Below are 24,463 nucleotides of genomic sequence, written 5' to 3'. Positions count from 1 at the left end.
GGGCTGTGAAGTGGGATCGCGGTGGAGCGCCCCGTTTCGCTTAACCGGCGCGGTGCATCGCGCAGAGCTTGTTCCCGGACGGATCGCGCAGATAGGCCAGATAAAGCGGGCCAAAGCCGGACTCGCGAATGCCTGGCGGATCTTCGCAAGTCGTACCGCCAGCCGCAACGCCCGCAGCGTGCCAGGCATCAGCCTCTGCAGGCGTGGCCATGCTAAAGCCGATGGTTCCGCCATTGGCGCATGTCGCCGGCTGGCCATTGATCGGCTTGGTCACGAGGAACAGGCCGCCATTATGCATGTAGATCAAGCGGCCACGGTCATCCGTGAAACCCGGTTTGCCGCCCATCGCCTGAAACAACGCATCGTAGAATATCCTGGCGCGATCGATATCGTCGGCGCCCACCATGACGTGACTGAACATGAGATTTCCCTGTTTGCAGGATTAGCGGAGCGTATCGCTATGCGCCGGACAAACGGATGGGGCCAGTTACACCAGCCGAACCCGCGTCGCCAAAGCGCGTGGGTGTCAGAAGATCGTGCTGTAGAGGAACCAGCCGACAATCAGCAGGCTCGACACGATGCAGATACGATCACCAAAGACGTCGATACGAGACATCACAAACATCCTTCCAACAAGGGCGATCTCCGTCGCCTCGATGGAAAGATTACATCAGTTTTTACCCTGCGGGAATAGCAAAATTGCGACGAAACCGCGCGGGGGCGCGACGGATCGCTTTTTACGCCCCTTGAACGATCATTCCAATCGCAGACCCCGGCAGATTAGCGAAAGTCCGGCCCGCGATGACGCAGAAAAGAATCAGTTGCCTCCTGCGGTCCGCGATAGGCTTCCTGAAATTCCGCGCTCCAATATTTAAGATCTTCCAGATCGATTCTCTCTCCGGACACGGCGCAAAGGACGAACTGTCCCGGTCGCACGACGTCGAAATGCGGTGTGTCGTAATGCAGCACCGCCAGACCTTGAATATCCGCCATCAGTCGCCCGTCAGGATACGGTCGACCAATTGCTTGACGGTCGGAACGAAGCCGTTGGAATAGAATGGGTCCTGCTTGAACTTGTAGGCGCCATGGCCGGCAAAGACCAAATTCTGGTCGAGGTCGCCGCCATGAACCGCCTCCTGCAACGCCTTCTGGATGCAGAAGCTGCGCGGATCGGCCAGACGACCGGTCGAGTTGGTCTCACTGTCCATCCAGCTGGAGAAGGCGCACTGGCTAAGGCAGCCCATGCAGTCGGTCTGGTCCTTGCGGATCACCGCCCGCTCCTCGTCACCGACGAACACCAGCGTATTGTCCGGCGTCTTGAGCGCCGAGGTAAAGCCCTGCCCGAACCATTCGCGCGCGCGGTTCAGGTCGCCCAGCGTCACCCAGAAATGCTTGCCCTTCACCCCCACGTCGAGCTGGTGGGTATGGTCGCCAGCCTGTTCGGTGCTGAACGCGATCTGCCGTTCGGAGCGCGCTTCCAGGCTGCGCAGGAAGGGGTTGCGCACCGCCGAGCTGTAAAAGCCGGTCGGCGAGAAGCGGTGGAGCAGGATGTCGCCGGGGTTGAGTTGCGTCAGCAACTCCTTCCACGCCTGGGGGATCGGGCTTTCCTGCGTCAGCAGCGGACGGGTGCCGAACTGAAAGGCGATGGCGCCCAGTTCGGGATTGTCGATCCAGTCGTTCCAGTCCTTGAGCGCCCAGACGCCGCCCGCCATGACGATCGGCACGTCATCCGAAATGCCACCTTCACGCATGGTCGCGCGCAGGTCGCGCACGCGGGGATAGGGGTCTTGCGGCGCCTTGGGATCTTCGGCGTTGGACAGGCCGTTATGGCCCCCGGCCAGCCAGGGATCTTCATAGACCACCGCCGCCAGCCATTCCGCCGCCTTGGAATAAGCGCGCTTCCACAGCGCGCGGAAGGCGCGGCCCGACGATACGATCGGCAGATAGCTGACATTGTAGGACGCAGCGATTTCGGACAGCTTGTAAGGCATGCCCGCACCGCAGGTAACGCCTGCAACCATGCCCTTGGTCCTTTCCAGGACACCGTGGAGCACCCGCTGCGCACCGCCCATTTCCCACAGGACGTTGATATTGATCGCGCCCTTGCCCCCGGCGATCTCGTACGCGCGTTTGACCTGCTCCACCGCGCCGTCAATGGCGTAGGCGACCAGTTCCTCATGGCGGTCGCGGCGGGTGCGGCCATGATAGATTTGGGGAATGACATTGCCGAAGCTGTCGTAGCTGTCGGCATTGACCGCCGACACTGTCCCGATGCCGCCAGCGGCCGCCCAGGCGCCGGAGCTGGCATGGTTGGATACCGCAACACCCTTGCCGCCCTCGACCAGCGGCCAGACTTCACGGCCACCATAGACGATAGGCTTCAACCCCTTGAACAACGACATCTCCCGCGAAAAAGCGACACCCGGCTCGACCGGGCAAAGACCACTGCTATAGCAGCCTTTGCACTGATTGACGAATTTCCGCGCGCCTTAGCGCAAAATGTCAGGGCTGGCCAGAGCCTCCCCATAAAGGCTGGCATAGGCATCGACCATCGCCTGTTCCGCATAATCGCGAACCGCGCGATCGCGATTGGCCGCGCCCAGCCGGGCGCGCAAGTCCGGGTCGGTTGCAAGCGTGCCGAGCGCTTGCGCCAGGCCCGCCTCATCCGGCACCACGAAGCTGCGATTTTCCGGGGCCACCATGTTGATGACATCGCCGACATCCATCGACGCGACCGGAACGCCCGCCGCCATCGCCTCCACCAGCGAGATCGGGAATTGCTCACTATCGGAAGAAAGCGCGAAAATGTCGAACAGGCCGACGAAGCGCCACGGCTGGTCCATGAAACCGGCCATGTGGAGATCGTCTAGGCCAAGCGCATCGGCTTGCGCCACTATGGCGTCGCGCTCCGGCCCCTCCCCCACGACGACCAGTTGCAGCCGGTCGCGGTGGGCGGCGACGGCGCGGACCAGGCGGGGGATATTCTTGACCGGGCGCAGCCCCGCCAGAGTCCCCACCAGCAGCTTGCCGGGCGACCGGCGCAGGCCCGGAATCGCGTCGGGCGATGGCGGTTCGGCATAGCGGGCGGTATCTATGCCGTTGCGGATCAGGTGCACCTTCGCCACAGGCTGTTTCCAGACCTGCCGGGCGATGCTTTCCAGCCGGACCGAGGGGACGACAAGTGCATGGGCGCGGCCCAGAGCGGCGCGGCGATACAGGTTGCGCTGCGGCTTGAGGCCGCTTGCTTCGTCAGCGTTGAAACCATCTTCATGATGGATGAGCGGCGGCATGGCCGACACTAAGCTGAACATTCTGTGCGCCATCGCGGCGTCCATCGCGCCCCAATTGTATGTCAGGATTAAATCGTATTTTTTCAAGAAGTTAGCTATATCGCGAAAGCGCCCCACCCGCGGACGACCGGCAAAGGGAGGGGATGCCGGGAAATCCACCCGCACCGTCGGGTCGATCGCCGCGCGGGCGCCCAGCGCTTCCCGATCGGCACTGACGATCGCGTGGCGCGCCTTGTCACCCCAGATGTTCATCAGCCGAATGGCGCGCGCTTCCTTGCCCCCCAGGGTGAAGCTGCCATGGACGTGGAGAATGTGCGGCTGATTGTCAGCCATGCAGGACGCGGGCCAGCAACCGATCGATCGCCGCGATGCTTTCCGGCTCATCCAGTGCGGGCGCATGGCCGACGTCGGGAATAGTTGCCAGTTCCGCCTTTGCGCCAATGTCCGCCACCATGCGCTGCGCCGTTTGCGCGCTCAGCAGGTCTGATCGTTCGCCGCGCAGGAGCAAAGTGGGAATATCGCGAAAGGCCGCCATGACTGGCCACATATCGACGCCCGCCTCGCTGCCCATCGCCCGGATCGGTTCGGCGATGCGCATGTCATAGTCCAGCACGATCCGCCCGGCGCTGTTCAGGCGATACAGGCGCTTGGCCATGGCCAGCCATTGATCCAGGCCGTAGGCGGGATAGACGTCGCGATTGGCTTCCTCCAGCGCGCGGGCGGCATGAACCCAACTGGGGTGCGACTGATTGACGCCGACATAGGTGCGGATGCGCGCCAGTCCCGCCTCGTCCAGTTCCGGTCCGACATCGTTGAGCAGCGCGCCCGCCAGCCACTCGCGATGCGTAGCCGCGACCAGCATGGTGATGAGTCCGCCCAGCGACGTGCCGACCGCAACGAAACGGGTGATGGCAAGGTCCGCCAGCAACCGGCTGATATCCTGCAAATAGGTGAGCGGCACATAGGTCATGGGATCTTTGGCCTGAGCGCTCCCTGCCCGGCCCCGCATGTCCGGGCAGATCAGCCGCCAGTCCCCGGCAAGCCGCGCGGCGAGCGGTTCGAAGTCGCGGGCGTTGCGCGTCAGCCCCGGCAGGCAGAGCAGCGGCGGGCGGCCATCATGCCCCCCGGCATAATCCCGATAGTGTAGCCGCAGCCCGTCGGGGGACCACCAATATCCGTCGCTATAGTCGACCAAGCTTGATCCTTCAGGTGTCGCACCCCCATATCGCCTTATGATCCATATCCCGCAAGCCGCCAAATTCAGCCCCGTCCGCGAAATCGACCTGCTGATGCCCGATATAGCCGATCCGGTGACGGCTGCGGACTTTCCGCAGACGATCCTGCGCTTTCGCAATGATCGGGCGGCGGCAAGCGTCGGCCTGGACGGGCTGAGCGATGACCAATGGATCGCCCATTTCGGACGGTTTGCGCCACTGGACGGGTCGCTGCCCCGGCCGCTGGCGCTGAAATATCATGGTCATCAGTTCCGCCATTATAATCCCGACATTGGCGATGGGCGCGGATTCCTGTTCGCGCAGTTGCGCGATGGCGCGGGGCGCTTGATGGACCTGGGCACCAAGGGGTCTGGCCAGACGCCCTACAGCCGCTTTGGCGATGGGCGGCTGACGCTGAAAGGCGGGGTGCGCGAGATTTTGGCGACCGAGATGCTGGAGGCGCTGGGCGTGCCCACATCACGCACCTTCTCGATCATCGAAACCGGCGAAGCGCTGGAGCGTAACGACGAGCCATCACCCACGCGCGGCGCGGCGATGGTGCGCCTGTCCCATTCGCACATTCGCATCGGCAGCTTTCAGCGGGCGGCCTTTCATGAGGACAAGGCGCTGCTGGAGCGGCTGACCAACTATGCCCTGACGCGGCTCTATGACGAGCAGCCGGGCGACAATCCGCCCGCGCAACTGCTGGGCCGGGTGGTCGAGCGGACCGCCGACCTGGCGGCTAGCTATATGGTAGCCGGTTTCGTGCATGGGGTGCTGAACAGCGACAATATCAACGTGACGGGCGAGAGTTTCGACTATGGGCCGTGGCGCTTTACGCCCTTGTGGGACGCAGGCTTTACCGCCGCCTATTTTGACCATCAGGGTCTCTATGCCTTCGGGCGACAGGCCGAGGCGATCCATTGGGACGTGGCGCAACTGGCCGTGTCGCTGCGCGCGCTGGTCGAGGCCGAGCCGCTGATCGCGGAACTGGAGCGGTTTCCGGCTTTATACGGCGAGGCGATGGCGCGCCGCTTTTGCTGGCGGCTGGGGGTTGTGCCGGGGGACAGCGTCAATGCGATGGTCGAGGCGGCGGTGCGCGGCATGGTGACGAGCGGCACCGGGATAGACCGCTTCTTCCATGACTGGCGCGGCGGGGTGCAGCGCGAAGGCGCGGACTATAGCGACACGGCCTGGGGCGCATTTCGCGAGGCGCTGGTGGGATGCGCGCCTGTGCCGGGCGCGCGGGATCATGACTATTGGTCGGACGACGCGCCCTGCTCCATGCATATTGACGAGGTCGAGGCGATCTGGGCCGCAATTGCGGAAAGAGACGATTGGGGGCCGTTATACGCCAAGGTCGCGGCGATCCGGCGGATGGGCGAAGCATATGGCTCGCTCCGGTCATCGGCGGAATCGCCGGGACTGGAGCGCCGACCATGATTGATAGCTGTTTCCTTAACCAATTTCTGCCATGGTTCACACCAAATGGTCGCACCGCTTACATCCCATGAACCCGCCACCGGCGTCTTGCTCTGGCAGGGCGAGGCGGGGGATGTGGAAGCAGAGGTTGCGCGGGCGCGAGGGGCCTGGCCGCGCTGGGCGGCGCAACCGATCGCTTACCGGATCGAGACGCTGCGGCGCTTCGTCAATGTCGTGCGGCGGAACGAGGATGCGCTGGCCGACCTGATCGCGCGTGAAACCGGCAAGCCGCTATGGGACGCGCGCACCGAAGTCGCCGGCGTGATGGGCAAGGTGGATATTTCGGTCGCGGCCTATTCCGAACGCACCGGGCAAAAGCGGCTGGAGGCGGCGCTGGGTGCGCGGCAATCGGTGCGGCACAAGCCCCATGGCGTCATGGCCGTCCTTGGCCCCTATAATTTCCCTGCCCATCTGCCCAACGGCCATATCGTCCCGGCCCTGCTGGCGGGCAATGCGGTCGTATTCAAACCGTCGGAAAAAACCCCGGCGGTGGGCGAGATGCTGGTGAAGCTCTACCATGAGGCGGGCTTGCCGGTGGATGCGATGCGGCTGCTGCTGGGCGGGCCGGACGCGGGCAAGGCGCTGGCGGCACATCCTGATGTGGGCGGCATATTATTCACCGGGTCCGCGCAGACCGGGATTGCGATCAACCGGCAATTTGCCGCGCAGCCATCCAAGATTCTGGCGCTCGAAATGGGCGGCAACAACCCTATCGTCGTGTGGGATACGCCGGAAATCAATGCTGCCGCCGTCTTGGTGGTGCAGTCGGCCTTTCTGTCGGGCGGGCAGCGATGCACGGCGGCCAGCCGCCTGATCGTGAAGGAAAGCATAGCCGACGCCGTCATCGCCGAGGTCAAGAAGCTGGCCGACCGGCTGATCGTCGATCATCCCCATGCCGATCCCACCCCCTATATGGGTCCGGTAATCGACAATGCGACCGCCGACGGGCTGACCGAGAGTTTCCTGTGGCTGATGAGCAATGGCGGCAAGCCGATCAAGCATATGGTGCGGCCCAAAAAGGGTCTGCCCTTTGTCAGTCCCGCGATCATAGACGTGACCGCCATGACGGAACGGCCCGATGTCGAACTGTTCGGGCCGTTGCTCCAGGTAATCCGCGTCGCGGAATTTGGCGATGCCATCGCGGAGGCCAACAATACGCGCTACGGCCTGTCCGCCTCCCTGATCGGCGGGACGCCCGACCAATATAACCAGTTCTGGGCCAATGTTCGCGCGGGCGTCATCAACTGGAACCGCCCGACCAATGGCGCGTCATCCTCCGCCCCGTTCGGAGGCGTGGGCATTTCGGGCAATCACCGGCCAAGCGCCTATTATGCCGCCGATTATTGCGCCTATCCGGTCGTGTCGGCCGAAATAGAGCAGCCGCGCGCCTCGATCGGCGTCGGGCTGAAGGACATTGATGTCAGTGCGATGGGCGATTGACCCCGCCCCGACAAGATTTCCTAGTCCCCCGCATACCCATTCTGAATTGAACTTCGCCTGCGCCTTGTCCACATGGCGACCATGGCTGACCAACCATCCGATCCTGCCACCCCCGCCACCGTCCATCTGGTCGGCGCGGGACCGGGCGACCCGGAACTGCTGACGATCAAGGCGGTGCGGCTGATCCGCGACGCGCGACTGATCGTACATGACGGGCTGGTGTCGGACGAGATTCTGGCGCTGACGTCGCCTGACGCGGAACTGATCAGCGTCGCCAAGCAGCGCAGTCGCCATTCGATGCCGCAGGATGCGATCAACGCGCTGCTGGTGCGTTCTGCGCTGGCGGGCGAAAGCGTCGTCCGGTTGAAAGGCGGCGACCCGTTCATCTTCGGGCGCGGTGGCGAGGAATTGGAAGCATGCCGCGCGGCAGGTGTGCCGGTGGAAATCGTACCGGGCGTCAGCGCCGCGATCGGCAGCGCGGCGCAGGCGCAACTGCCGCTGACCCATCGCGATGCATCCAGCGCAGTGAGTTTCGTGGCGGGCCAGTGCAAGGGACTGAGCGATCAGGACTGGTCCGGGCTGGCGGGCAAGGGCCGCACGCTCGTCATCTATATGGGCGTGGCGACCGCGGCGCAGATCGCCGACAAGCTGATCGCCGATGGCGTGTCACCGGCTTTGCCGGTCGCAGTGCTGGAAAATGGCACGCGCGCAGACATGCGCACGCTGCGCACCTTGCTCGCCGACCTTGGCGACATGGTGAAACGTGAAGCGGTGGTCAGCCCGGCGCTGATCGTCGTGGGTGAAGTGGCGCGCTATGCGCTGGCACGCGATGTGCTGGCGGGGTGGGCGCAAAGACAGGAATATGGGGCGGAGACGCGTTCGTGAAGATTTTGACGGGTAATGATCTGGCGTCGGGCGATGTCATCTGGTGGGCTGGCGACGGCTGGTCACGGCAGGTGAGCGATGCGACCGATGTCGGGACGCATGGCGATGAACTGGCGCGCGCGGAAGAGGCCGCTCTGCGCGTCGTGGGCGCCTATGTGATCGATGCGACGCGTGACGAGGATGGCGTCCGCCCGGCGCATATCAAGGACCGCATCCGCGCGTTCGGACCGACCGTGCGCCCCGACCTTGTCGAACAACCAACCGAAGCCGACATCGGCAAGTGGGTGATCTGAACCATGTATCGTTATGACAGCTATGACCAGGCCATCGTCGACGCCCGCGTCGAGGAATTTCGCGACCAGACCCAGCGCCGCCTGACCGGCGCGCTGACCGAGGATCAGTTCAAGCCGCTTCGGTTGATGAACGGCCTCTATCTCCAGCTGCACGCCTATATGCTGCGCGTCGCCATCCCCTATGGCACGCTGTCGGGCAAGCAGATGCGCAAGCTGGGCGAGATTGCTGGCAAATATGACAAGGGCTACGGCCACTTCACCACGCGCCAGAATCTGCAATATAACTGGATCAAGCTGGCCGATGCGCCGGACATCCTTGCCGAACTGGCGACGGTGGAGATGCACGCCATCCAGACCAGCGGCAATTGCATCCGCAATATCAGTTCCGATCAATATGCGGGCGTTTCCGCCGATGAAGTCGCGGACCCCCGCCCTTGGGCCGAACTGCTGCGCCAATGGTCCAGCTTCCACCCGGAATTCACCTATCTGCCGCGCAAGTTCAAGATTGCGGTGATCGCGTCGGACGATGATCGCGCGGCGATGCGGCTGCATGACATCGGGCTGAAACTGGTCGAGCGCGATGGTGTGGTCGGCGCGGAAGTCTATGCCGGCGGCGGCATGGGGCGCACGCCAATGGTTGCCCCGCTTATCAGGGACTTCGTGGCCGAAGATGAGATTATTTCTTATCTGGAAGCCTGCCTGCGCGTCTATAATCGCTATGGTCGCCGCGACAACAAGTACAAGGCGCGGATCAAGATCCTGGTCCATGAAATCGGCGTCGAAGAGTATAAGCGGCAGGTCGAGGAAGAATTTGCGCATATGCGTGCGTTGGGCCTCAATCCGCCGGTCGAGGAACTGGCGCGCATCCGCGACTTCTTCGCCGCGCCCGCTTATGAAAGCGGCCTGTCCGACGAGATCGACCGGAGCGACCGGGCTTTCGCGCTGTGGGTCGACCGGCAGGTCGCGGCGCACAAGGCGCCCGGCTATGCCATCGTCAACATCAGCCTGAAGCCGATTGACGGCATCCCCGGCGATGCGTCGGCGAAGCAGATGGCGCTGGTCGCCGATCTGGCCGAGACATATTCCTTCGATGAACTGCGCGTAACCCATGCGCAGAATCTGGTGCTGCCGCATGTGAGGAAGGCGGACCTGCGTGCCATCTGGCAGAAGCTGGTCGCGGCGGGCCTGGCAGAGGCCAATCTGGACCTGATCACCGACATCATCGCCTGCCCTGGCCTGGACTATTGCGCGCTGGCCAATGCGCGGTCGATTCCCCTGGCACAGAAGATCGCGTCCCGCTTCGCCGCTGCGGATCGGCAGGCGGAGATTGGCGAATTGAAGCTCAAAATTTCCGGCTGCATCAATGCCTGCGGCCATCATCATGCCGGGCATATCGGCATTTTGGGCGTGGACCGCAGGGGCGTGGAAAATTTCCAGTTGCTGCTGGGCGGATCGGGCGCGGAGGATGCGTCACTGGGCCAGATCACCGGGCCGGGCTTTTCCGAGGACGGCGTGGTCGATGCGATCGAGAAGGTCACCGACATCTATCTGGCCGAGCGGGAAAGCGGCGAACGCTTCCTCGACACCTATCGCCGCATCGGCATGAAGCCCTTCAAGGAGGCGATCTATGGTTGATTATACACAACAGACGTTCGCCCTGAGCCTGTCGAAGGGTTCCGCTGAACGTAGTGAAGCGCCTTCGCTTCGCTCTGGCAAAGGCTTCGACTTCGCTCAGCCCGAACGGAAATTGTAAGATGGTTGAATTTCTCTCCTTCCGCGACGGCGAGTCCACGCAGGAACCCGCCGTGACGGTGGAATCCTTCACCGGCCAGTCCAACGCCACCGCCGTCCGCATCGAACCGGGCGAGGATGCGCGCGAATTGCTGCCGCATCTGGACCGCCTTTCGCTGGTCGAGGTCAATTTCCCCGGTTTTGGCGACGGACGCGGCTATTCGGCGGCGCGTATCCTGCGCGAAGCGGGCTATACCGGCGAATTGCGCGCGGTAGGCGATGTGCTGGTCGACCAGATCGTCGCCATGCGCCGCTGCGGCTTTGACAGCTTTCATCCCGCCAAGGCGCTGGACGATGCCGCCGTCGATCGCGCCCTCAACCGCTATGACGACGTCTATCAAAAGGCGATCGATGGCCGCACGCCCATTTGGGCAAAGCGGCACCCGGAGACACACAATGGCTGAAGCCGCCCGCACGCTCGACATCATCGACGCCCGCCCCGCCTTTACGCAGGCCGATGCGGACGCGCTCAATGCACGGTTTGAGGGTGTGGGTACGCTGGACATGCTCAAATCCGTCTTTGCCGAAGGGCTGGCGGGCAATGTCGCGGTCGTTTCCTCCTTTGGCACCGAAAGCGCAGTGCTGCTGCATCTGGTGGCGGAGGCGGACAAGAGCGTGCCGGTCATTTTCGTCGATACGCTCAAGATGTTTGCCGAAACCCTGGCCTATCGCGACACGCTGATCGACGCTTTCGGTTTTACCGACAGCCGCACGGTAACGCCGATTGCCGATGTGATCGCGAAGAAGGACGAGACCGGCCTGCGCTGGTCCTATGATCCCGATGGCTGCTGCGACATCCGCAAGGTGGAGCCGTTGAAGCGCGCCAAGGATGGGCTGGACGCCTGGATTTCCGGGCGCAAGGCGTTCCAGTCGGTGACACGGCAGAACCTGCCCCGCTTCGAGGTCGAGGACGGGCGGCTCAAGATCAATCCGCTGGGCGACTGGACCAAGGATGATCTGGAGGCCTATTTCGCCGAACATGCCCTGCCCCGCCACCCTCTGGAGGCCCAAGGCTATCTGTCGATCGGCTGCGAACCCTGCACGTCGAAGGTACTGCCGGGTGAAGATCCGCGCGCGGGGCGCTGGCGTGGATGGGACAAGGTGGAATGCGGGATCCACTCGCCCGTCACGCCGATCCCAGTGGTGGACCCGGAAGACCCCGCCAATATGCCGGTATTCTGACGGCGCTGCGTAATCTTCCATTGTGGCTGCGTAACTTTATTACAAGCCTCTGGAGGGATCGCATCTGCGGCTTAAGAGTCTCCCCTATTCAAAGATAAGGGAGCCTCTGCTATGGACCGTCGTGATTTTCTGCTCTCCTCCGGCGCCGTCGCCATTGCTGTCGCTGCCCCCCGCGCCCTTGCGCAAGGCAGCGACGATGCGCGGCTATCGGCGGCTTTCACTGCCATTTTCGATCGGCAACTGGACCTGTCGCCTGCCTTCGTGACCAGCCTGGGGCTGGACAAGGGCGCGCGGGCCGGGGCGAAGAGCCAGTTGGACGACAATAGCAAGTCGGCGATGATGAAGCGGCTGGCGATGACGCAGGCGGCGATCAAGGAACTGGAGGGGTTCAAAACAGCCAATCTGTCCGCCCCGCAGCAGCTTAACCTGGACGTGATCCTCTATTCGCTGGGGCAGCAGACGGTTGCTCCCGCGACCTTCGGCCTCAATAGCGCGGTGCGCCCCTATCGCATCTTTCAGCAGGGCGGCAGCTATTTTTCGACGCCCGATTTCCTGAACACGGCCCACACCATCAATGCAGCCGCCGATTGCGACGCCTATCTGGCGCGGCTGGAGGCCTTTGCCCGCAACCTGCGTACCGACAGCGCGATGCAAAGGGACGAGGCGGCACGCGGCTATCTGGCGCCTGGCTGGTCGCTCGACCTGACGCTGGTGCAGATGAAGAAACTGCGCGACCAGCCTGCCGCGAGCAGCAGCCTGGTCCAGTCGCTGGTCAAGCGCGCGGCGGCGAAGGGCATCAGCGGCGACTGGCAGGGCCCGGCGGCGGCGACCGTGGAAAAGAGCATCTACCCCGCGCTCGACGCACAGATTGCGATGATCGAGGGGCTGCGGCCCAGGACGGCGGCCGGCGACGGGGTATGGCGCACCCCGCGCGGCGAGGAGATTTATGCCGCCGCCTTAAAGAGCGCGACCACGACCGACCTGTCGGCGGCGGAGATTCACGCCATGGGCGTCGAACAGGTGGCCGACATCAGCGCGCAGCTTGACACGATCCTGCAAGGTGCGGGCTATAGCAAGGGAAGCGTCGGCGAGCGGCTGGCCGCGCTCAATGCCGACCCGTCGCAGCTCTATCCCGATACCGCGCAGGGGCGCAGCGACCTGATCGCCGCACTCAATGCCGAAGCCAAGCTGATGCAGGCGAAATTGCCGCAGGCCTTTGCCACGATCCCCGACACGCCGCTGGAAATCCGCGCAGTGCCGGTCGAAATTCAGGATGGCGCATCGAACGGCTATTATAACCGCGCGGCGCTGGACGGGTCACGCCCGGCCATCTTCTTCATCAATCTGAAGGCGATTGGTGACTGGCCCAAATATACGCTGCCCGCGCTCAACTATCATGAAGGGGTGCCGGGGCATCACCTGCAGATTTCGACCGCGCAGACGGCAGGCGACATTCCCATGCTGCGCAAGACCGCCTTCATGAGCGCCTATAGCGAAGGCTGGGCGCTCTATGCCGAGCAATTGTCGGACGAGTTGAAAGGCTACGCCACCCCGCTCGACCGGGCGGGCTATCTGCAATCCTTCCTGTTCCGCGCAGCGCGGCTGGTGGTCGACACCGGCATTCATTCGAAGCAATGGAGCCGTGAAAAGGCCACCGCCTATATGGTTGAAAAGACAGGCTTCACCCAGGCGCGTTGCCAGCGAGAGGTCGAACGTTATTGCACGCAGCAGGGCCAGGCAACCAGCTACAAGGTTGGTCATGGCGTATGGACCAAAGCGCGCGCCGCGGCGCAGGCGGCCATGGGCGACCGCTTCGATATCAAGCAGTTCCACGCCATCCTTGAGGAAGGTGCGATGCCGCTGTCGATGCTGGAAGCGCGCGTCGCGGCGCGGGCGAAGATGGGATAACTTCTAAATCCTCCCCTGCAAGGGGAGGTGGCTGACCAAAGGTCAGACGGAGGGGTGTCACCCCAACGATAGGGCGACACCCCTCCACCATTTGCTACGCAAACGGTCCCCCTCCCCGTGCCGGGGAGGAATTATTCGTAGTCCAGATCCTGATAGCTATCGTCAGCGATGTCGGAAAAGCGTGTGATGCGCGCGTCGAACTTCATGCGGATGCGGCCGGTCGAACCGTGGCGCTGCTTGGCGACGATGACTTCGGCCAGGCCGTAGATGCGGTCCATATTCTCACGCCAGACAGCATAGGCCGCTTCATCCTCGACCTTGGGTTCCTTGGCCGCTTCATAATAATCTTCGCGGAACACGAACCAGACCATGTCCGCGTCCTGCTCGATCGAGCCGGATTCGCGCAGGTCGGACAGTTGCGGCCGCTTGTCCTCGCGCTGTTCGACCGCGCGGCTGAGCTGCGACAGGGCCAGCACCGGCACATGAAGTTCCTTCGCCAAGGTCTTGAGACCACGGGAAATTTCGGAAATTTCGTTGACGCGATTCTCGTTGCCGCGCCCCGTGCCCTGCAACAGCTGAAGATAATCGACGACGATGAAGCCGACATCGTGGCGGCGTTTCAACCGGCGCGCGCGGGTGCGCAGGGCCGCGATGGTCAGGCCCGGCGTATCGTCGATGAACAAAGGCAGTTCCTGCAATTCCCGCGCGGCGCGGGACAGGTTCTGGAAATCGGCGCGGCTGATCTTGCCCATGCGCAGCGCTTCGCCGCTGATCCCCGATTGCTCCGCCAGCACGCGGGTCGCCAGCTGATCGGCGGACATTTCGAGCGAGAAGAAGGCAGTCTTGGCCCCCATATTCTTTTCGGGCGGGATGCCGTCCGCATTGTCGCGCAGCCAGCGGGACGCGGCATTATAGGCAATGTTGGTGGCGAGCGAGGTCTTGCCCATGCCAGGGCGACCGGCCAGGATCATCAAGTCCGAATTGTGCAGACCACCGATTTTCGCGTTCAGGCTGTTGATGCCGGTCGTGATGCCCGACACATGGCCGCCACTGTTGAGCGCGCGTTCGGCAACCTGCACGGCGGCGGTAGAGGCGGCCAGAAAGCTCTTGACCGATCCGCCCTCACCTTCCCCTTCGGATACTTTATAGAGCGCGACTTCGGCCGCCTCTATCTGTTCGCGGGGATTGACATCCTCGCTCGTATCCATTGCATTTTCAACCAGTTCCCGGCCAACGCTGACAAGCTGTCGCAGCAGGGCCAGGTCGTAGATCTGCGACGCGAAATCGCGCGCGCCGATCAGCGCAGCGCCATTGCCGGTCAGCTGCGCCAGATAGCCCGCCCCGCCCAGTTCCCTGAGCGCCGGGTCTTGATCCAGCATGGGTTTGAGCGTCACTGGATTGGCGACCATGTCGCGGTCCAGCAGCTTCATGATCGCGTCATAGATGCGGCCATGCATCGGCTCGAAAAAATGCTCGGCCTTGATCTTGAGCTGAACATCCTCCGCCAGCCGGTTGTCGATCATCAGCGCGCCGAGCAGGGCTGCTTCCGCCTCCACATTGCGGGGGAGTTCAGGCGCGCCGGTTTCGGCGGCATTGTTCATTTTTACGAGTTCGACCATGCCCCTCTATTCCTCCCCCCGCCGCCCGCGTGCAAGGCCCAAGGTTGAAACGACGATGGCTAGCTGTGGATAAGTGCCCGCCCCTGCGATGGCCGCCGCGCATTTGCGCATGATCGCCAAGTCCTGCTTGCATTTCGCGGGCCGTCGCCGCACTGAGGCTGATCGCAATATGGCCGACCCGCGCATCATAGACATCAAGCTCGACGAGCGGACGATCCTGTGGCGCAATGCCGACGTCGAACAGGAACGGCGCATCGCGATCTTCGACCTGCTGGAGGATAATATGTTCGCGCCCCAGCGCGTGCATCCCGACGGCTATGCCGGGCCTTACAAGGTCGTGCTGCGGGTCGAGGAAGGCCGGTTGGTGATAGAGATCAACCGCGACGATGACAGCCCGCTCGAAGCCGTCATCCTGGGGCTGGGCCGGTTCCGGCGACCGATTCGCGAATATTTCGCCATATGCGACAGCTATTATCAGGCGATCAGCAATGCCTCGCCCGCGCAGATCGAAACGGTCGACATGGCCCGGCGCGGCATTCACAATGACGCGGCGGAAATGCTGCGTGAGCGGCTGGAGGGCAAGATCGAGGTCGATTTCGATACGGCGCGTCGCTTGTTCACGCTGATCTGCGTGCTGCATATCAAGGGGTAGGGACAATCGGGCGACTGACTCTGGGGGGATTGCTGGTCCGTGTCGCGCTGGCGCTCACGCTGGTCGCCGTGCTGGCGCTGGCGCTGTTCTTCTATGCGCGCAACTGGGCGCCGAGCCGGGACGATTATCCCGTGCAGGGGCTGACAGTCAGTTCCGACAATGGCCCGATCGACTGGGGGACGCTGGCGGCGCAGGGGGCGGATTTCGCCTATATCCGCGCGGCCAAGGGCGCAGACTGGCGCGACCCGGACTTTGCCGTCAACTGGCGCGGCGCGCGCACCGCCGGGATGCGTTATGGCGCGATGCTGGAATTCAGCCTGTGTCGGCTGGCCAGCGATCAGGCGACCCGCTTCATGACCACGGTGCCGCGCGACAATGCCGCCCTGCCCCCGGTTATCCGCCTGGCGTTCGACCCTAGCTGCACCGCGCGGCCGGGGCGCGACCTATTGCTGTCGGAACTCAATACGCTGGTCAATCTGGTCGAAAGCCATGCGGGCAAGACGGTGCTGCTCAACGTGACCGAGGATTTCGACAAAAGCTATGACATCGGTTCTGGCATCAACCGCACGCTGTGGCTGGACGGCAATTTCTTCCCGCCCGATTACGCCACCAGGCGCTGGGTGATGTGGACAGCCAGCGACATGCGGCATATCGACGGGATCGACGGTCCGGTCAGATGGGATGTGGTGGCGCCATGACGCGCGAGGCGGAAATTGCGGAACTGGTGGCGGCTGCGCGCGCGGCGATGGCCAACGCTCATGCACCCTATAGCCGCTTTGCCGTGGGCGCTGCGGTGCGGCTGACCGATGGCAGCATCGTCACCGGCTGCAATTTCGAAAATGCAAGCTATGGCCTGTCGCTGTGCGCCGAAACGGTCGCACTGGCGACGGTCAATGCGCAGGGCCGCTTCGCCGGTGTCGCCGCCATCGCCGTGGTTGGTGGCGCCATGGATGGCGCTGGCCAGGCGATCGTCACCCCATGCGGACGCTGCCGCCAGGTCATGAACGAAGCCGAACAGATGGCCGGACGCCCGCTGGCCATCTATTGCGCGACGCCCGATGGCGGACAGATAGTCGAACATAGCGTCGCGGCATTGCTGCCCCATGCCTTTGGTCCGGCGGACCTTGGCATCACTCCTGTCAGGAAGAACTGAACTGCCCATGTCGATATTGTCGGATAAATGGATTCGCGAGCAGGCACTGAGCAACGCCATGATCGAGCCGTTCGTGGAGAGCCAGCGGCGCGACAATTGCATCAGCTATGGCCTGTCATCCTATGGCTATGACGCGCGGGTGGCGGACGAGTTCAAGATTTTCACCAATATCGACAGCACCATCGTCGATCCGAAGAATTTCGACACCAACAGCTTTGTCGATCGCAAGACCGACTGCTGCATCATCCCGCCCAACAGCTTCGCGCTGGCCCGCACGGTCGAATATTTCCGCGTACCGCGCGACGTGCTGGTGATTTGCCTGGGCAAATCGACCTATGCCCGCTGCGGCATCATCGTCAACGTCACCCCGCTGGAACCGGGCTGGGAGGGGCATGTTACGCTGGAATTTTCCAACACGACGCCCCTGCCCGCCAAGATCTACGCCAATGAAGGCGCATGCCAGTTCCTGTTCCTGAAGGGCAATGAACCGTGCGAGGTCAGCTATGCCGACCGGGCAGGTAAATATATGGGGCAGCAGGGCGTGACGTTGCCCCGCCTGTGACGACGTGCCAGACTATGGCTCATGAAATGGTTGCGGACATGGCTGGCACGCGGAACGCCGACTGAGGCGTTGCCCCCGCCGAGCATAGGCGACCGCCGCGTTTACGCGATTGGCGATGTGCATGGCCGCGCCAGCCTGCTCGACGCGCTGCTTATATTGATTGCGCAGGATGACGCCCAACGGGGCGCGATGCCCCCGCACATCATCCTGCTGGGCGATCTGGTCGATCGCGGCCCATCATCCCGGCAGGTGATCGACCGGGTGATGGCCATGGTCGCTTCAGGCGGCGACGTGCGCTGCCTGAAAGGCAATCATGAGGAGATTTTCGTCCTGGCGGCGCGAGGCGAAGTCCGGGCGGTGCCTGTTTTCCGCCGGATGGAGGGTGCGGCGACTCTGGCCAGTTACGGGCTTGACCCATTATTGTTCGGCGTCATGACCGATGAAGAGGTCGTGGCATGGATGCTGAACAATGTTCCGCGTGAGCATGTCGATTTTCTCGACGTCCTGCCCGATCAGGTCGAAATGGACGATTATCTGTTCGTTCATGCCGGTATCCGGCCGGGCGTGGCGATCGACGCGCAGAACGGGGCCGATCTGCGCTGGATAAGACGCGAATTTCTGGATCATGAAGGCGCACATCCCAAGATGGTCGTGCATGGCCATAGTATTACTGACGATGTCGATCTTCACCCCAACCGGATCGGCATCGACACGGGCGCCTATTATTCGGGGCGACTGACGGCGATCGGCCTGCAAGGTACGGAGCGCTGGTTTCTCCAGACCAACGACTGACTGGCTTCACTCGTTATTTTTTGCGTCGCAGCATGCCGATGATACTGCGTTGGCGGCCATAAGCTGTTGAAAGTCGGGCGCCGATTCGCGGCCAGGAAAATCCATAGCGGATTGCTACCTTTGCTTCGTTTCTAAAAGACAGAGCGGCCCAGATGCTGCCATCCAGGGGAACAGATCATGCGTGCTATTCATGCGTTAACCGGGCTTTGCCTGGCCTCATGCCTCGTGCCTTCATCTCAAGCCTTCGCAGCTGCAAAACAGGACTTGGCGCTCACTCAGCGTCACAAGTTCGACATTCATGTCCAGCCGCTCAGCAGCGCGCTGCGCCAGCTTTCCACGCAATCGGGCGTGCGTATCCTGTTCCCCTATGACGAGGTGGCCGCGATCCGCAGTCGCCGCATCCAGGGCTGGCTGTCGACGCAGGAGGCGCTGGGGCGTCTGCTGGCGGGCACTGACCTGAAAATGGAACAGGCGGGCGCAGGCGTGATCGCGCTGGCTGCCCCGGCCAATCGCAGCGCGGCGCGGCGCAGTCCGCTCTCGCTCCAGTTCGCGCAGGCTGGGACAGCGGGCAGCGTCGCCCCGGCCGCGCTCGCCCCCGCCCCCGAACCGATCGAGGATTCAACGCCGATCATCGTCACCGGCACGCGCGCGACCAACCGCACTGTCGCCGACAGCCTGGCGCCGATCGACGTTCTGGGCGCCAAGGATCTGGAAGCGAGCGGCAAACAGTCGGTTCGCGACCTGCTGGGGACACTGGTTCCGTCCATCAACGTGTCGAACAATGGTGCGGGCGCCAGTTGGGCGGTGCGTACCCTGTCGCTGCGCGGCCTTGGCGGGGACCAGTTGCTGGTACTGGTGAACGGCAAAAGGCGGCATAATTCGGCGACATTGTTCATCAACGGGTCAGTGCAGAATGGCCAGTCGCCGCCGGACCTGGACCTGATCCCCGGCAATGCGATCCAGCGGATCGAGGTGCTGCGCGATGGCGCATCGGCGCAATATGGTTCTGACGCCATTGCCGGTGTGGTCAACATCATCCTTAAAAACGATACGGCCGGGGGTGCGGCGCTGACGCTGGGCACCACGATGGACAATGGCGGCGAACAGGGGCGTTGGCAGTTGGACAACGGCTTCGCGATCGGCCCGGACGGCGGCTATATTCACCTTGCGGCGGATGGCGTCCTACAGGCCGGGACGATCGTGAAGGGCTCGCCGATCGCTGGCACCTATTATCCCACCGGCGATCCGCGGAACGACAATCCTGCCCTCGACCGCTACCGCGGCAAGGCCGGCCAGCCCGAAGTCATCGGCGGCAATGTCAGCTATGACGCCATGCTGCCGATCGGTGGCAGCGTGGAAGCCTACAGCTTTGGCACCTATTCCAAGCGCCACGCCGCAGGCTGGCTGACCTACCGCACGCCCGCCGCGCTCAACAATATCATCGAAATCTATCCCGAAGGCTATATCCCGCGCATCCATGTCTATGACGAGGATTTCCAATATGCGCTGGGCGTGCGCGGGGAAATCGGCGGCGGCGTGCATTTCGACCTGAGTTCCACCTATTCGCAGAATGAGGTGAAGTATAAGCAGACGACGTCGCTCAACCCGTCCATGGGCACGGCAAGTCCGACGAACTTTTATCTGGGCAAGATCCGGTTCGACGAATGGACCAACAATCTGGATTTCAGCAAGGAACTGGATGTCGGCCTGGCCGGGCCGCTGTCTGTCGCGGTCGGGGCGGAATATAAGAAAAACAAGTTCATGATCGGCGCTGGCGATCCGGAATCCTATATCGACGGCAAATATGTGTCGCCGCCGGGTGCCTGGCTCGCAGGTCGGCAACGCACCGGCGTCGGCGCGCAGGGCGTGACGGGTTTCGTTCCCGAAGGCACGGGAAGCTGGAGCCGCAGCAACTGGAGCGCCTATCTCAACCTGGAAGGCACGATCGTCGAAGGGCTGGAATTCGGCCTCGCCGGGCGGCACGAGGATTATACCGACTTTGGCACCACCGACACCGGCAAGGCGTCACTGCGCATCGAACCGATGCGCGGCTTCGCCATCCGTGGCACGGCCAGCACCGGCTTTCGCGCACCCACCCTGCAACAGCAGCATTACGCGTCATCCTCCACCATCGGCGTGATCCAGAACGGCGTCAGCGTCCTGTTGCCGGTGCAGGCATTGCCGGTCGAGGGTGCGGCGGCCAAGGCTTTGGGCGCGGTGCCGCTCAAGCCTGAAAAGTCCGTCAACTTCTCTGCGGGCATCGTGCTGACGCCAGCGCCGAACCTGAACATCACGGTCGATGCCTATCAGATCAAGATCAAGGACCGCATCCTGCTGAGCGAAACGCTGAGCGGCCCGGTAGTCATCAATGCGCTGGAAGCGGCCGGCATTTACGGGATTGCCGGTGGCCTGATCTTCTCCAACGCCGCCGACACGCGGACGCGCGGCCTGGACATTGTCGGTACCTATCGGGCGGGGCTTGGTGACATGGGCCTGGCGACGATCAGCCTGTCGGCCAATTTCAACAAGACCATTTTCACCCATATCGATCCTGTCCCCGGACCGATTGCCGCATCCGGCCTGGCGCTGATCGGCCGAACCAAGCAGGGCGACCTGACCGAGGGCACTCCACGCAACAAGTTCATCGCCAACGTCCTTTGGGAAAAGGATGATTTCAACATGAACCTGCGTGCCACGCGCTTTGGCAAGATCACGCAGCGCGCGAATGCCACCGCCTTTCACACGGCCGACTTTACCGCGTGCGCAGTCAATGTCGTGAGCCCTGTCTGCTTCCGCGATTTTGTGGACGAAGAATTGAAGCCTAAGGTCATCGTCGATCTGGAGATCGGGTATAAATTGACCAAGGGGATCAAGCTTTCGGTTGGCGCGAACAATCTGCTGAATACCTATCCCAACAAGTTGAAGCCGGTAAACCAGTTCGTCGGCTTTCTCTACAACAGCTATGCCCCCTATGGCATTAGCGGGGGCTTTTATTATGGCCGCCTGAATCTGGAGTTCTAGGCATGAAGAACGAACCGGGCGTGAGCCGGCGCGAGGCGATTGCGGCGAGTGGGATCGGCTTGCTGGCGGCGGGCAGCGTTGCATCGGTCGCGCAATCGGACGGCGCGCCGGGGGCAGGCAAGGAAACGATGGTGCGTGTAGAGGACGCCACCAATGTCGCACTCTCCTTGTCGCCCGATGGCAGCCGGATCGCCTTCGACCTGCTCGGCATCTTGTGGACGATGCCGGTCGCTGGCGGACCGCTGAAACGGCTGACCGGCGATTTTGACGATCTGGCCCAGCCCGACTGGTCGCCCGATGGCAAGCGCATTGCGTTCCAATCCTATCGCAGCGGCAATTTCCACATCTGGTCGGTCGCGGCCGATGGCAGCGACATGCGCCAGCATACGGACGGGCTGCTGGACGATCGTGAACCGCGCTGGTCGCCCGATGGCCGGACCATCGCCTTTTCCAGCGATCGGGCGGACGGGCGCTACGCCATCTATCTGCTGGATGTGGCGTCGGGTCGGGTGACGCCGCTGTCCAGCGGAACGAGCAATGACAGCGAACCGTGCTGGTCGCCCGATGGTCAGCGGATCGCCTATGTGGCGGGCGGTACGAAACTGGTTATCGCCGATGTGGCAACCGGCGCGGTCAGCGAGGCGGCATCAGTGCCCCCCTCCCCCGATCGCTTCAATCCGTCGGCGATCATGGCCCCGACCTTCGCGCCGGACGGCCGTATCGCCTATACGCGCGTCCAGCCCGGCTCGGTAACGCTGGTCGTGGACGGCGAGAGTGTTGTCGAGGGCGAAGATCTCTACCCTTTCCGCCCCGCTTTCACGGCGGATGGTGCGATCCTCTATGGCTCCGGCGGCAAGTTGCGGCGGTGGCAGGGCGGTAAGGCGACGGTCGTGCCCTTCACTGCGGAGATCCCGGTAACGACGCCCGATTACAAAAAGAAGGCGCGCGATTTCACCTCCACGACACCAAAACCCGTCATGGGCATTGCCGCGCCGATGCTGTCGCCTGACGGCAAGCAGATCGTCTTTGCCGCGCTCAATGATCTTTATCTAATGCCGGTCGGCGGGACGCCCCGCATCATCGTGGGCGACGCCTTCCACAAATGCGATCCGGCCTGGTCGCCAGACGGCGGGACGATCGCCTATAGTTGCGACCGGGGCGGCACGCTGGACCTGTGGCTGCATGACGTCAGCACTGGCAAGGAACGGCAACTGACCAACATCCCGGACAAGGCCGTCGCCTGGGGCAGCTGGTCGCAGGACGGAAAGCTGATTGCCTTTCTGGATCAGGAAGGCGCGCTCCATACCGTCGAAGTCGCGAGCGGCACAGTGCGCAAGCGCTTCGACGCGATCTGGGAACCGGGGCGGCCCAGTTTCGGTCCCGATGGCCAGACCATCGCCTATGCCGCCTTCAAGCCGGTGACGGGCCGCTATCGCGAAGGGGCGAGCCAGATATTGTCGATCGATCTGGCGACCGGCAAAGGCACCTATCGCCCGGTGTTCGACGGCAAGTCGCTCGGCACGCGCGGCCATGACGGGCCGGTCTGGTCGCCCGATGGCAAGGCAATGGCCTTCGTCTTCGCCAGCACGCTTTGGGTCGCGCCCGTCGCACCGGACGGCAGCTTCACCGGCGCGCCGCGCCAGGTCAGCACCGAACTAGCCGATGCGCCAAGCTGGAGCGGGGATTCCCGGTCACTCCTGTATCTGAGCGGCGGAAAATTGCGGCTCGTCCCGGTCTCAGGCGGCAAGCCGCAGACCGTGCCTTGCCGCCTGACATGGGCCAATGCCAAGCCTTCGGGTCGCACCGTCATCAGGGCTGGCAAAGTCTGGGACGCGCTGTCCCCGGCCTACAAGGGCGGCGTCGACGTGGTGATCGACGGCAACGTCATCACCGCGGTCACGCCGCATGATGGCGGCGCGCCGTCCGACGCCAATGCCCGCTTTATCGACGCGCCGGACCTGACGCTGATGCCGGGCCTTATCGACATGCACACCCACCGGCAGATGGCGGGCTATGGCTATGGCGACCGGATGGGGCGTCTCTGGCTCGCCATGGGTATCACCGCGACGCGATCACCGGGCTGTCCGGCCTATCACATGGTCGAGGATCGCGAGGCAATCCAGAGCGGCAAGCGGATCGCCGCGCGCCATTACGCCACGGGCGAAGCAATCGATGGCGGGCGCATCTTCTACAATTTCATGCGGCCAGTGACCGAACCGGGGCAGATGACGCTGGAACTGGAGCGGGCGCGCCTGCTCGATTATGACATGGTCAAAACCTATGTCCGGCTGCGCCACGACACGCAGAAGGAAGTGGTCGACGCATCGCACCGGATGGGGATGCCCTTGTCATCCCACTATCATTATCCCGCGCTTCACAGCGGCATGGACTGCATGGAGCATATCGGCGCGACCAACCGCTATGGCTATTCGCGCACCGTCACGGGGCTGGGCGGTGGCTATCATGACGTCAATGATCTGTTCTCTGCCGCCAGGGCCGGACGGACGCCAACATTGTTCGCCGCGACTGCGCTGCTGGGGCTGGACGACAGCTTCACCCGCGATCCCCGGATCACCACCCTCTATCCCGACTGGGAGTTCGCCAAGCTGACCGGACGGGTCAAGGCCATGTCGGGCGAAGGCGGCGCGGTGATGCTGGCCTCGCTGGAACGGCAGGTGGCACAGATCAAGCAGATGCTGGCGGCGGGATGGCACCCCCTGTCCGGCACCGACGCGCCGATTGATCTTACCGCGATCAGCCTGCACCTCAACCTGCGGGGCATGGTGAAATATGGCGTGTCTCCGTTCGACGCGCTGATGATGACGACGCGCTGGTCGGGCGAATTTCTGAACGAGCAGATCGGCCGGATCGAACGCGGCATGTTGGCGGACCTGATCCTGGTGGAGGGTGATCCGTTGAGGGACGTCAGCGCCGTCGCCAATGTCCGGCAGGTGGTGGCAAACGGCGTGGTCCATACACCCGATGCTCTGATGGCCCCGTTCGTGGGTGCCAAGCCGCAAGCGGACCTGACGCCGGTGCTACCGATGCTGGCCGACGCCCACCAGCATTTCTGGTGGCACGATGCCGAATATGTGGAATCGAGCCGGGCCGCATGTTGTGCGGGCCATGCGGTGGAGCATGTCTAGGCTGGCGGCGGACTGAAACGCCATCAGGAATAG

General features: G+C 63.2%; 21 protein-coding genes. 15 read left to right on the top strand and 6 right to left on the bottom strand.

Annotated elements, in window-relative coordinates:
- Positions 1-40 precede the first annotated feature (40 nt).
- The 5 genes from AC07X9_RS03300 to AC07X9_RS03280 all read right to left on the bottom strand — a co-directional run bounded on the left by AC07X9_RS03300 (position 41) and on the right by AC07X9_RS03280 (position 4,485).
- Complete coding sequence (locus tag AC07X9_RS03300) at positions 41-421, bottom strand: VOC family protein (RefSeq protein WP_017182498.1); 381 nt, start codon at positions 419-421, stop codon at positions 41-43.
- A 359-nt stretch (positions 422-780) separates the two neighbouring features.
- Positions 781-993, bottom strand: coding sequence for a DUF2093 domain-containing protein (locus AC07X9_RS03295; protein WP_017182500.1), 213 nt, complete (start codon positions 991-993; stop codon positions 781-783).
- On the bottom strand, positions 993-2,396 hold the full coding sequence (locus tag AC07X9_RS03290) for an NAD(P)H-dependent flavin oxidoreductase (protein ID WP_026002278.1): 1,404 nt from the start codon (positions 2,394-2,396) through the stop codon (positions 993-995). Before AC07X9_RS03290 ends, AC07X9_RS03295 begins: the two co-directional genes overlap by 1 nt.
- A 93-nt stretch (positions 2,397-2,489) precedes the next feature.
- Positions 2,490-3,623 carry a glycosyltransferase gene (locus AC07X9_RS03285; protein WP_017182502.1) on the bottom strand — a complete coding sequence of 378 codons (1,134 nt, stop codon included), beginning with the start codon at positions 3,621-3,623 and terminating at the stop codon, positions 2,490-2,492.
- Entirely contained in the window at positions 3,616-4,485 is an 870-nt protein-coding gene (locus tag AC07X9_RS03280) for an alpha/beta fold hydrolase (protein WP_019053257.1), read from the bottom strand. Before AC07X9_RS03280 ends, AC07X9_RS03285 begins: the two co-directional genes overlap by 8 nt.
- Before the next feature lie 37 nt (positions 4,486-4,522).
- On the opposite strand from AC07X9_RS03280, the gene AC07X9_RS03275 reads away from it, so the two are divergent.
- From AC07X9_RS03275 to AC07X9_RS03240, 8 genes are all read left to right on the top strand, one after another.
- Entirely contained in the window at positions 4,523-5,947 is a 1,425-nt protein-coding gene (locus AC07X9_RS03275; protein WP_017182504.1) for a protein adenylyltransferase SelO family protein, read from the top strand.
- A 45-nt stretch (positions 5,948-5,992) separates the two neighbouring features.
- A complete protein-coding gene (gene astD / locus AC07X9_RS03270) occupies positions 5,993-7,426 on the top strand; it encodes a succinylglutamate-semialdehyde dehydrogenase (RefSeq protein ID WP_017182505.1) in 1,434 nt (477 codons plus the stop codon).
- 72 nt (positions 7,427-7,498) lie between these two features.
- The gene (gene cobA / locus AC07X9_RS03265) at positions 7,499-8,311 is read left to right on the top strand and encodes a uroporphyrinogen-III C-methyltransferase (RefSeq protein ID WP_017182506.1); all 813 of its coding nucleotides are present in this window, start codon (positions 7,499-7,501) and stop codon (positions 8,309-8,311) included.
- Entirely contained in the window at positions 8,308-8,604 is a 297-nt protein-coding gene (locus AC07X9_RS03260) for a DUF2849 domain-containing protein (RefSeq protein ID WP_017182507.1), read from the top strand. The genes cobA and AC07X9_RS03260 overlap by 4 nt, the downstream gene beginning before the upstream one ends.
- Positions 8,605-8,607: 3 nt before the next feature.
- Positions 8,608-10,239: a nitrite/sulfite reductase gene (locus AC07X9_RS03255; RefSeq protein WP_017182508.1), complete on the top strand. Its 1,632-nt coding sequence runs from the start codon at positions 8,608-8,610 to the stop codon at positions 10,237-10,239.
- Positions 10,240-10,358: 119 nt separating this feature from the next.
- Positions 10,359-10,799 carry a DUF934 domain-containing protein gene (locus AC07X9_RS03250; RefSeq protein ID WP_017182509.1) on the top strand — a complete coding sequence of 147 codons (441 nt, stop codon included), beginning with the start codon at positions 10,359-10,361 and terminating at the stop codon, positions 10,797-10,799.
- The gene (locus AC07X9_RS03245) at positions 10,792-11,577 is read left to right on the top strand and encodes a phosphoadenylyl-sulfate reductase (RefSeq protein WP_017182510.1); all 786 of its coding nucleotides are present in this window, start codon (positions 10,792-10,794) and stop codon (positions 11,575-11,577) included. Before AC07X9_RS03250 ends, AC07X9_RS03245 begins: the two co-directional genes overlap by 8 nt.
- Before the next feature lie 111 nt (positions 11,578-11,688).
- Positions 11,689-13,485 (top strand): DUF885 domain-containing protein, encoded by a 1,797-nt coding sequence (locus AC07X9_RS03240; protein ID WP_086485476.1) that lies wholly within the window; start codon positions 11,689-11,691, stop codon positions 13,483-13,485.
- Between the two features lie 131 nt (positions 13,486-13,616).
- On the opposite strand, the gene AC07X9_RS03235 is transcribed toward AC07X9_RS03240, so the two are convergent.
- The gene (locus tag AC07X9_RS03235; RefSeq protein ID WP_017182512.1) at positions 13,617-15,104 is read right to left on the bottom strand and encodes a replicative DNA helicase; all 1,488 of its coding nucleotides are present in this window, start codon (positions 15,102-15,104) and stop codon (positions 13,617-13,619) included.
- Positions 15,105-15,273: 169 nt separating this feature from the next.
- Between AC07X9_RS03235 and AC07X9_RS03230 the strand changes: the two genes are divergently transcribed.
- The 7 genes from AC07X9_RS03230 (at position 15,274) to AC07X9_RS03200 (ending at position 24,430) form a co-directional block, all read left to right on the top strand.
- Complete coding sequence (locus tag AC07X9_RS03230) at positions 15,274-15,756, top strand: UPF0262 family protein (protein ID WP_026002280.1); 483 nt, start codon at positions 15,274-15,276, stop codon at positions 15,754-15,756.
- Between the two features lie 29 nt (positions 15,757-15,785).
- Complete coding sequence (locus AC07X9_RS03225) at positions 15,786-16,454, top strand: GH25 family lysozyme (RefSeq protein WP_017182514.1); 669 nt, start codon at positions 15,786-15,788, stop codon at positions 16,452-16,454.
- A complete protein-coding gene (locus AC07X9_RS03220; protein WP_017182515.1) occupies positions 16,451-16,909 on the top strand; it encodes a cytidine deaminase in 459 nt (152 codons plus the stop codon). Before AC07X9_RS03225 ends, AC07X9_RS03220 begins: the two co-directional genes overlap by 4 nt.
- A gap of 7 nt (positions 16,910-16,916) precedes the next feature.
- The gene (gene dcd / locus AC07X9_RS03215) at positions 16,917-17,471 is read left to right on the top strand and encodes a dCTP deaminase (protein ID WP_017182516.1); all 555 of its coding nucleotides are present in this window, start codon (positions 16,917-16,919) and stop codon (positions 17,469-17,471) included.
- A gap of 21 nt (positions 17,472-17,492) precedes the next feature.
- On the top strand, positions 17,493-18,263 hold the full coding sequence (locus tag AC07X9_RS03210; protein ID WP_017182517.1) for a metallophosphoesterase: 771 nt from the start codon (positions 17,493-17,495) through the stop codon (positions 18,261-18,263).
- 264 nt (positions 18,264-18,527) lie between these two features.
- A complete protein-coding gene (locus AC07X9_RS03205) occupies positions 18,528-21,284 on the top strand; it encodes a TonB-dependent receptor (protein ID WP_017182518.1) in 2,757 nt (918 codons plus the stop codon).
- A 2-nt stretch (positions 21,285-21,286) separates the two neighbouring features.
- A complete protein-coding gene (locus AC07X9_RS03200) occupies positions 21,287-24,430 on the top strand; it encodes an amidohydrolase family protein (RefSeq protein WP_017182519.1) in 3,144 nt (1,047 codons plus the stop codon).
- The last annotated feature ends 33 nt before the right edge of the window (positions 24,431-24,463 follow it).

It is taken from the genome of Sphingobium sp. GW456-12-10-14-TSB1 (assembly GCF_059424385.1).
Note: the sequence above shows the minus strand (reverse complement) of the source record. Positions and strands in the feature narration are given on the sequence as shown.

What these genes read in the sequence shown, in the direction of transcription:
- AC07X9_RS03255 (WP_017182508.1), top strand. Translation starts at nt 8,608, where the DNA reads ATGTATCGTTATGACAGCTATGACCAGGCCATCGTCGACGCCCGCGTC.
- AC07X9_RS03275 (WP_017182504.1), top strand. Translation starts at nt 4,523, where the DNA reads ATGATCCATATCCCGCAAGCCGCCAAATTCAGCCCCGTCCGCGAAATC.
- AC07X9_RS03285 (WP_017182502.1), bottom strand. Translation starts at nt 3,623, where the DNA reads ATGGCTGACAATCAGCCGCACATTCTCCACGTCCATGGCAGCTTCACC.
- AC07X9_RS03240 (WP_086485476.1), top strand. Translation starts at nt 11,689, where the DNA reads ATGGACCGTCGTGATTTTCTGCTCTCCTCCGGCGCCGTCGCCATTGCT.
- dcd (WP_017182516.1), top strand. Translation starts at nt 16,917, where the DNA reads ATGTCGATATTGTCGGATAAATGGATTCGCGAGCAGGCACTGAGCAAC.
- AC07X9_RS03235 (WP_017182512.1), bottom strand. Translation starts at nt 15,104, where the DNA reads ATGGTCGAACTCGTAAAAATGAACAATGCCGCCGAAACCGGCGCGCCT.
- AC07X9_RS03300 (WP_017182498.1), bottom strand. Translation starts at nt 421, where the DNA reads ATGTTCAGTCACGTCATGGTGGGCGCCGACGATATCGATCGCGCCAGG.
- astD (WP_017182505.1), top strand. Translation starts at nt 5,993, where the DNA reads ATGGTCGCACCGCTTACATCCCATGAACCCGCCACCGGCGTCTTGCTC.
- AC07X9_RS03230 (WP_026002280.1), top strand. Translation starts at nt 15,274, where the DNA reads ATGGCCGACCCGCGCATCATAGACATCAAGCTCGACGAGCGGACGATC.
- AC07X9_RS03210 (WP_017182517.1), top strand. Translation starts at nt 17,493, where the DNA reads ATGAAATGGTTGCGGACATGGCTGGCACGCGGAACGCCGACTGAGGCG.
- cobA (WP_017182506.1), top strand. Translation starts at nt 7,499, where the DNA reads ATGGCGACCATGGCTGACCAACCATCCGATCCTGCCACCCCCGCCACC.
- AC07X9_RS03245 (WP_017182510.1), top strand. Translation starts at nt 10,792, where the DNA reads ATGGCTGAAGCCGCCCGCACGCTCGACATCATCGACGCCCGCCCCGCC.
- AC07X9_RS03250 (WP_017182509.1), top strand. Translation starts at nt 10,359, where the DNA reads ATGGTTGAATTTCTCTCCTTCCGCGACGGCGAGTCCACGCAGGAACCC.
- AC07X9_RS03295 (WP_017182500.1), bottom strand. Translation starts at nt 993, where the DNA reads ATGGCGGATATTCAAGGTCTGGCGGTGCTGCATTACGACACACCGCAT.
- AC07X9_RS03220 (WP_017182515.1), top strand. Translation starts at nt 16,451, where the DNA reads ATGACGCGCGAGGCGGAAATTGCGGAACTGGTGGCGGCTGCGCGCGCG.
- AC07X9_RS03200 (WP_017182519.1), top strand. Translation starts at nt 21,287, where the DNA reads ATGAAGAACGAACCGGGCGTGAGCCGGCGCGAGGCGATTGCGGCGAGT.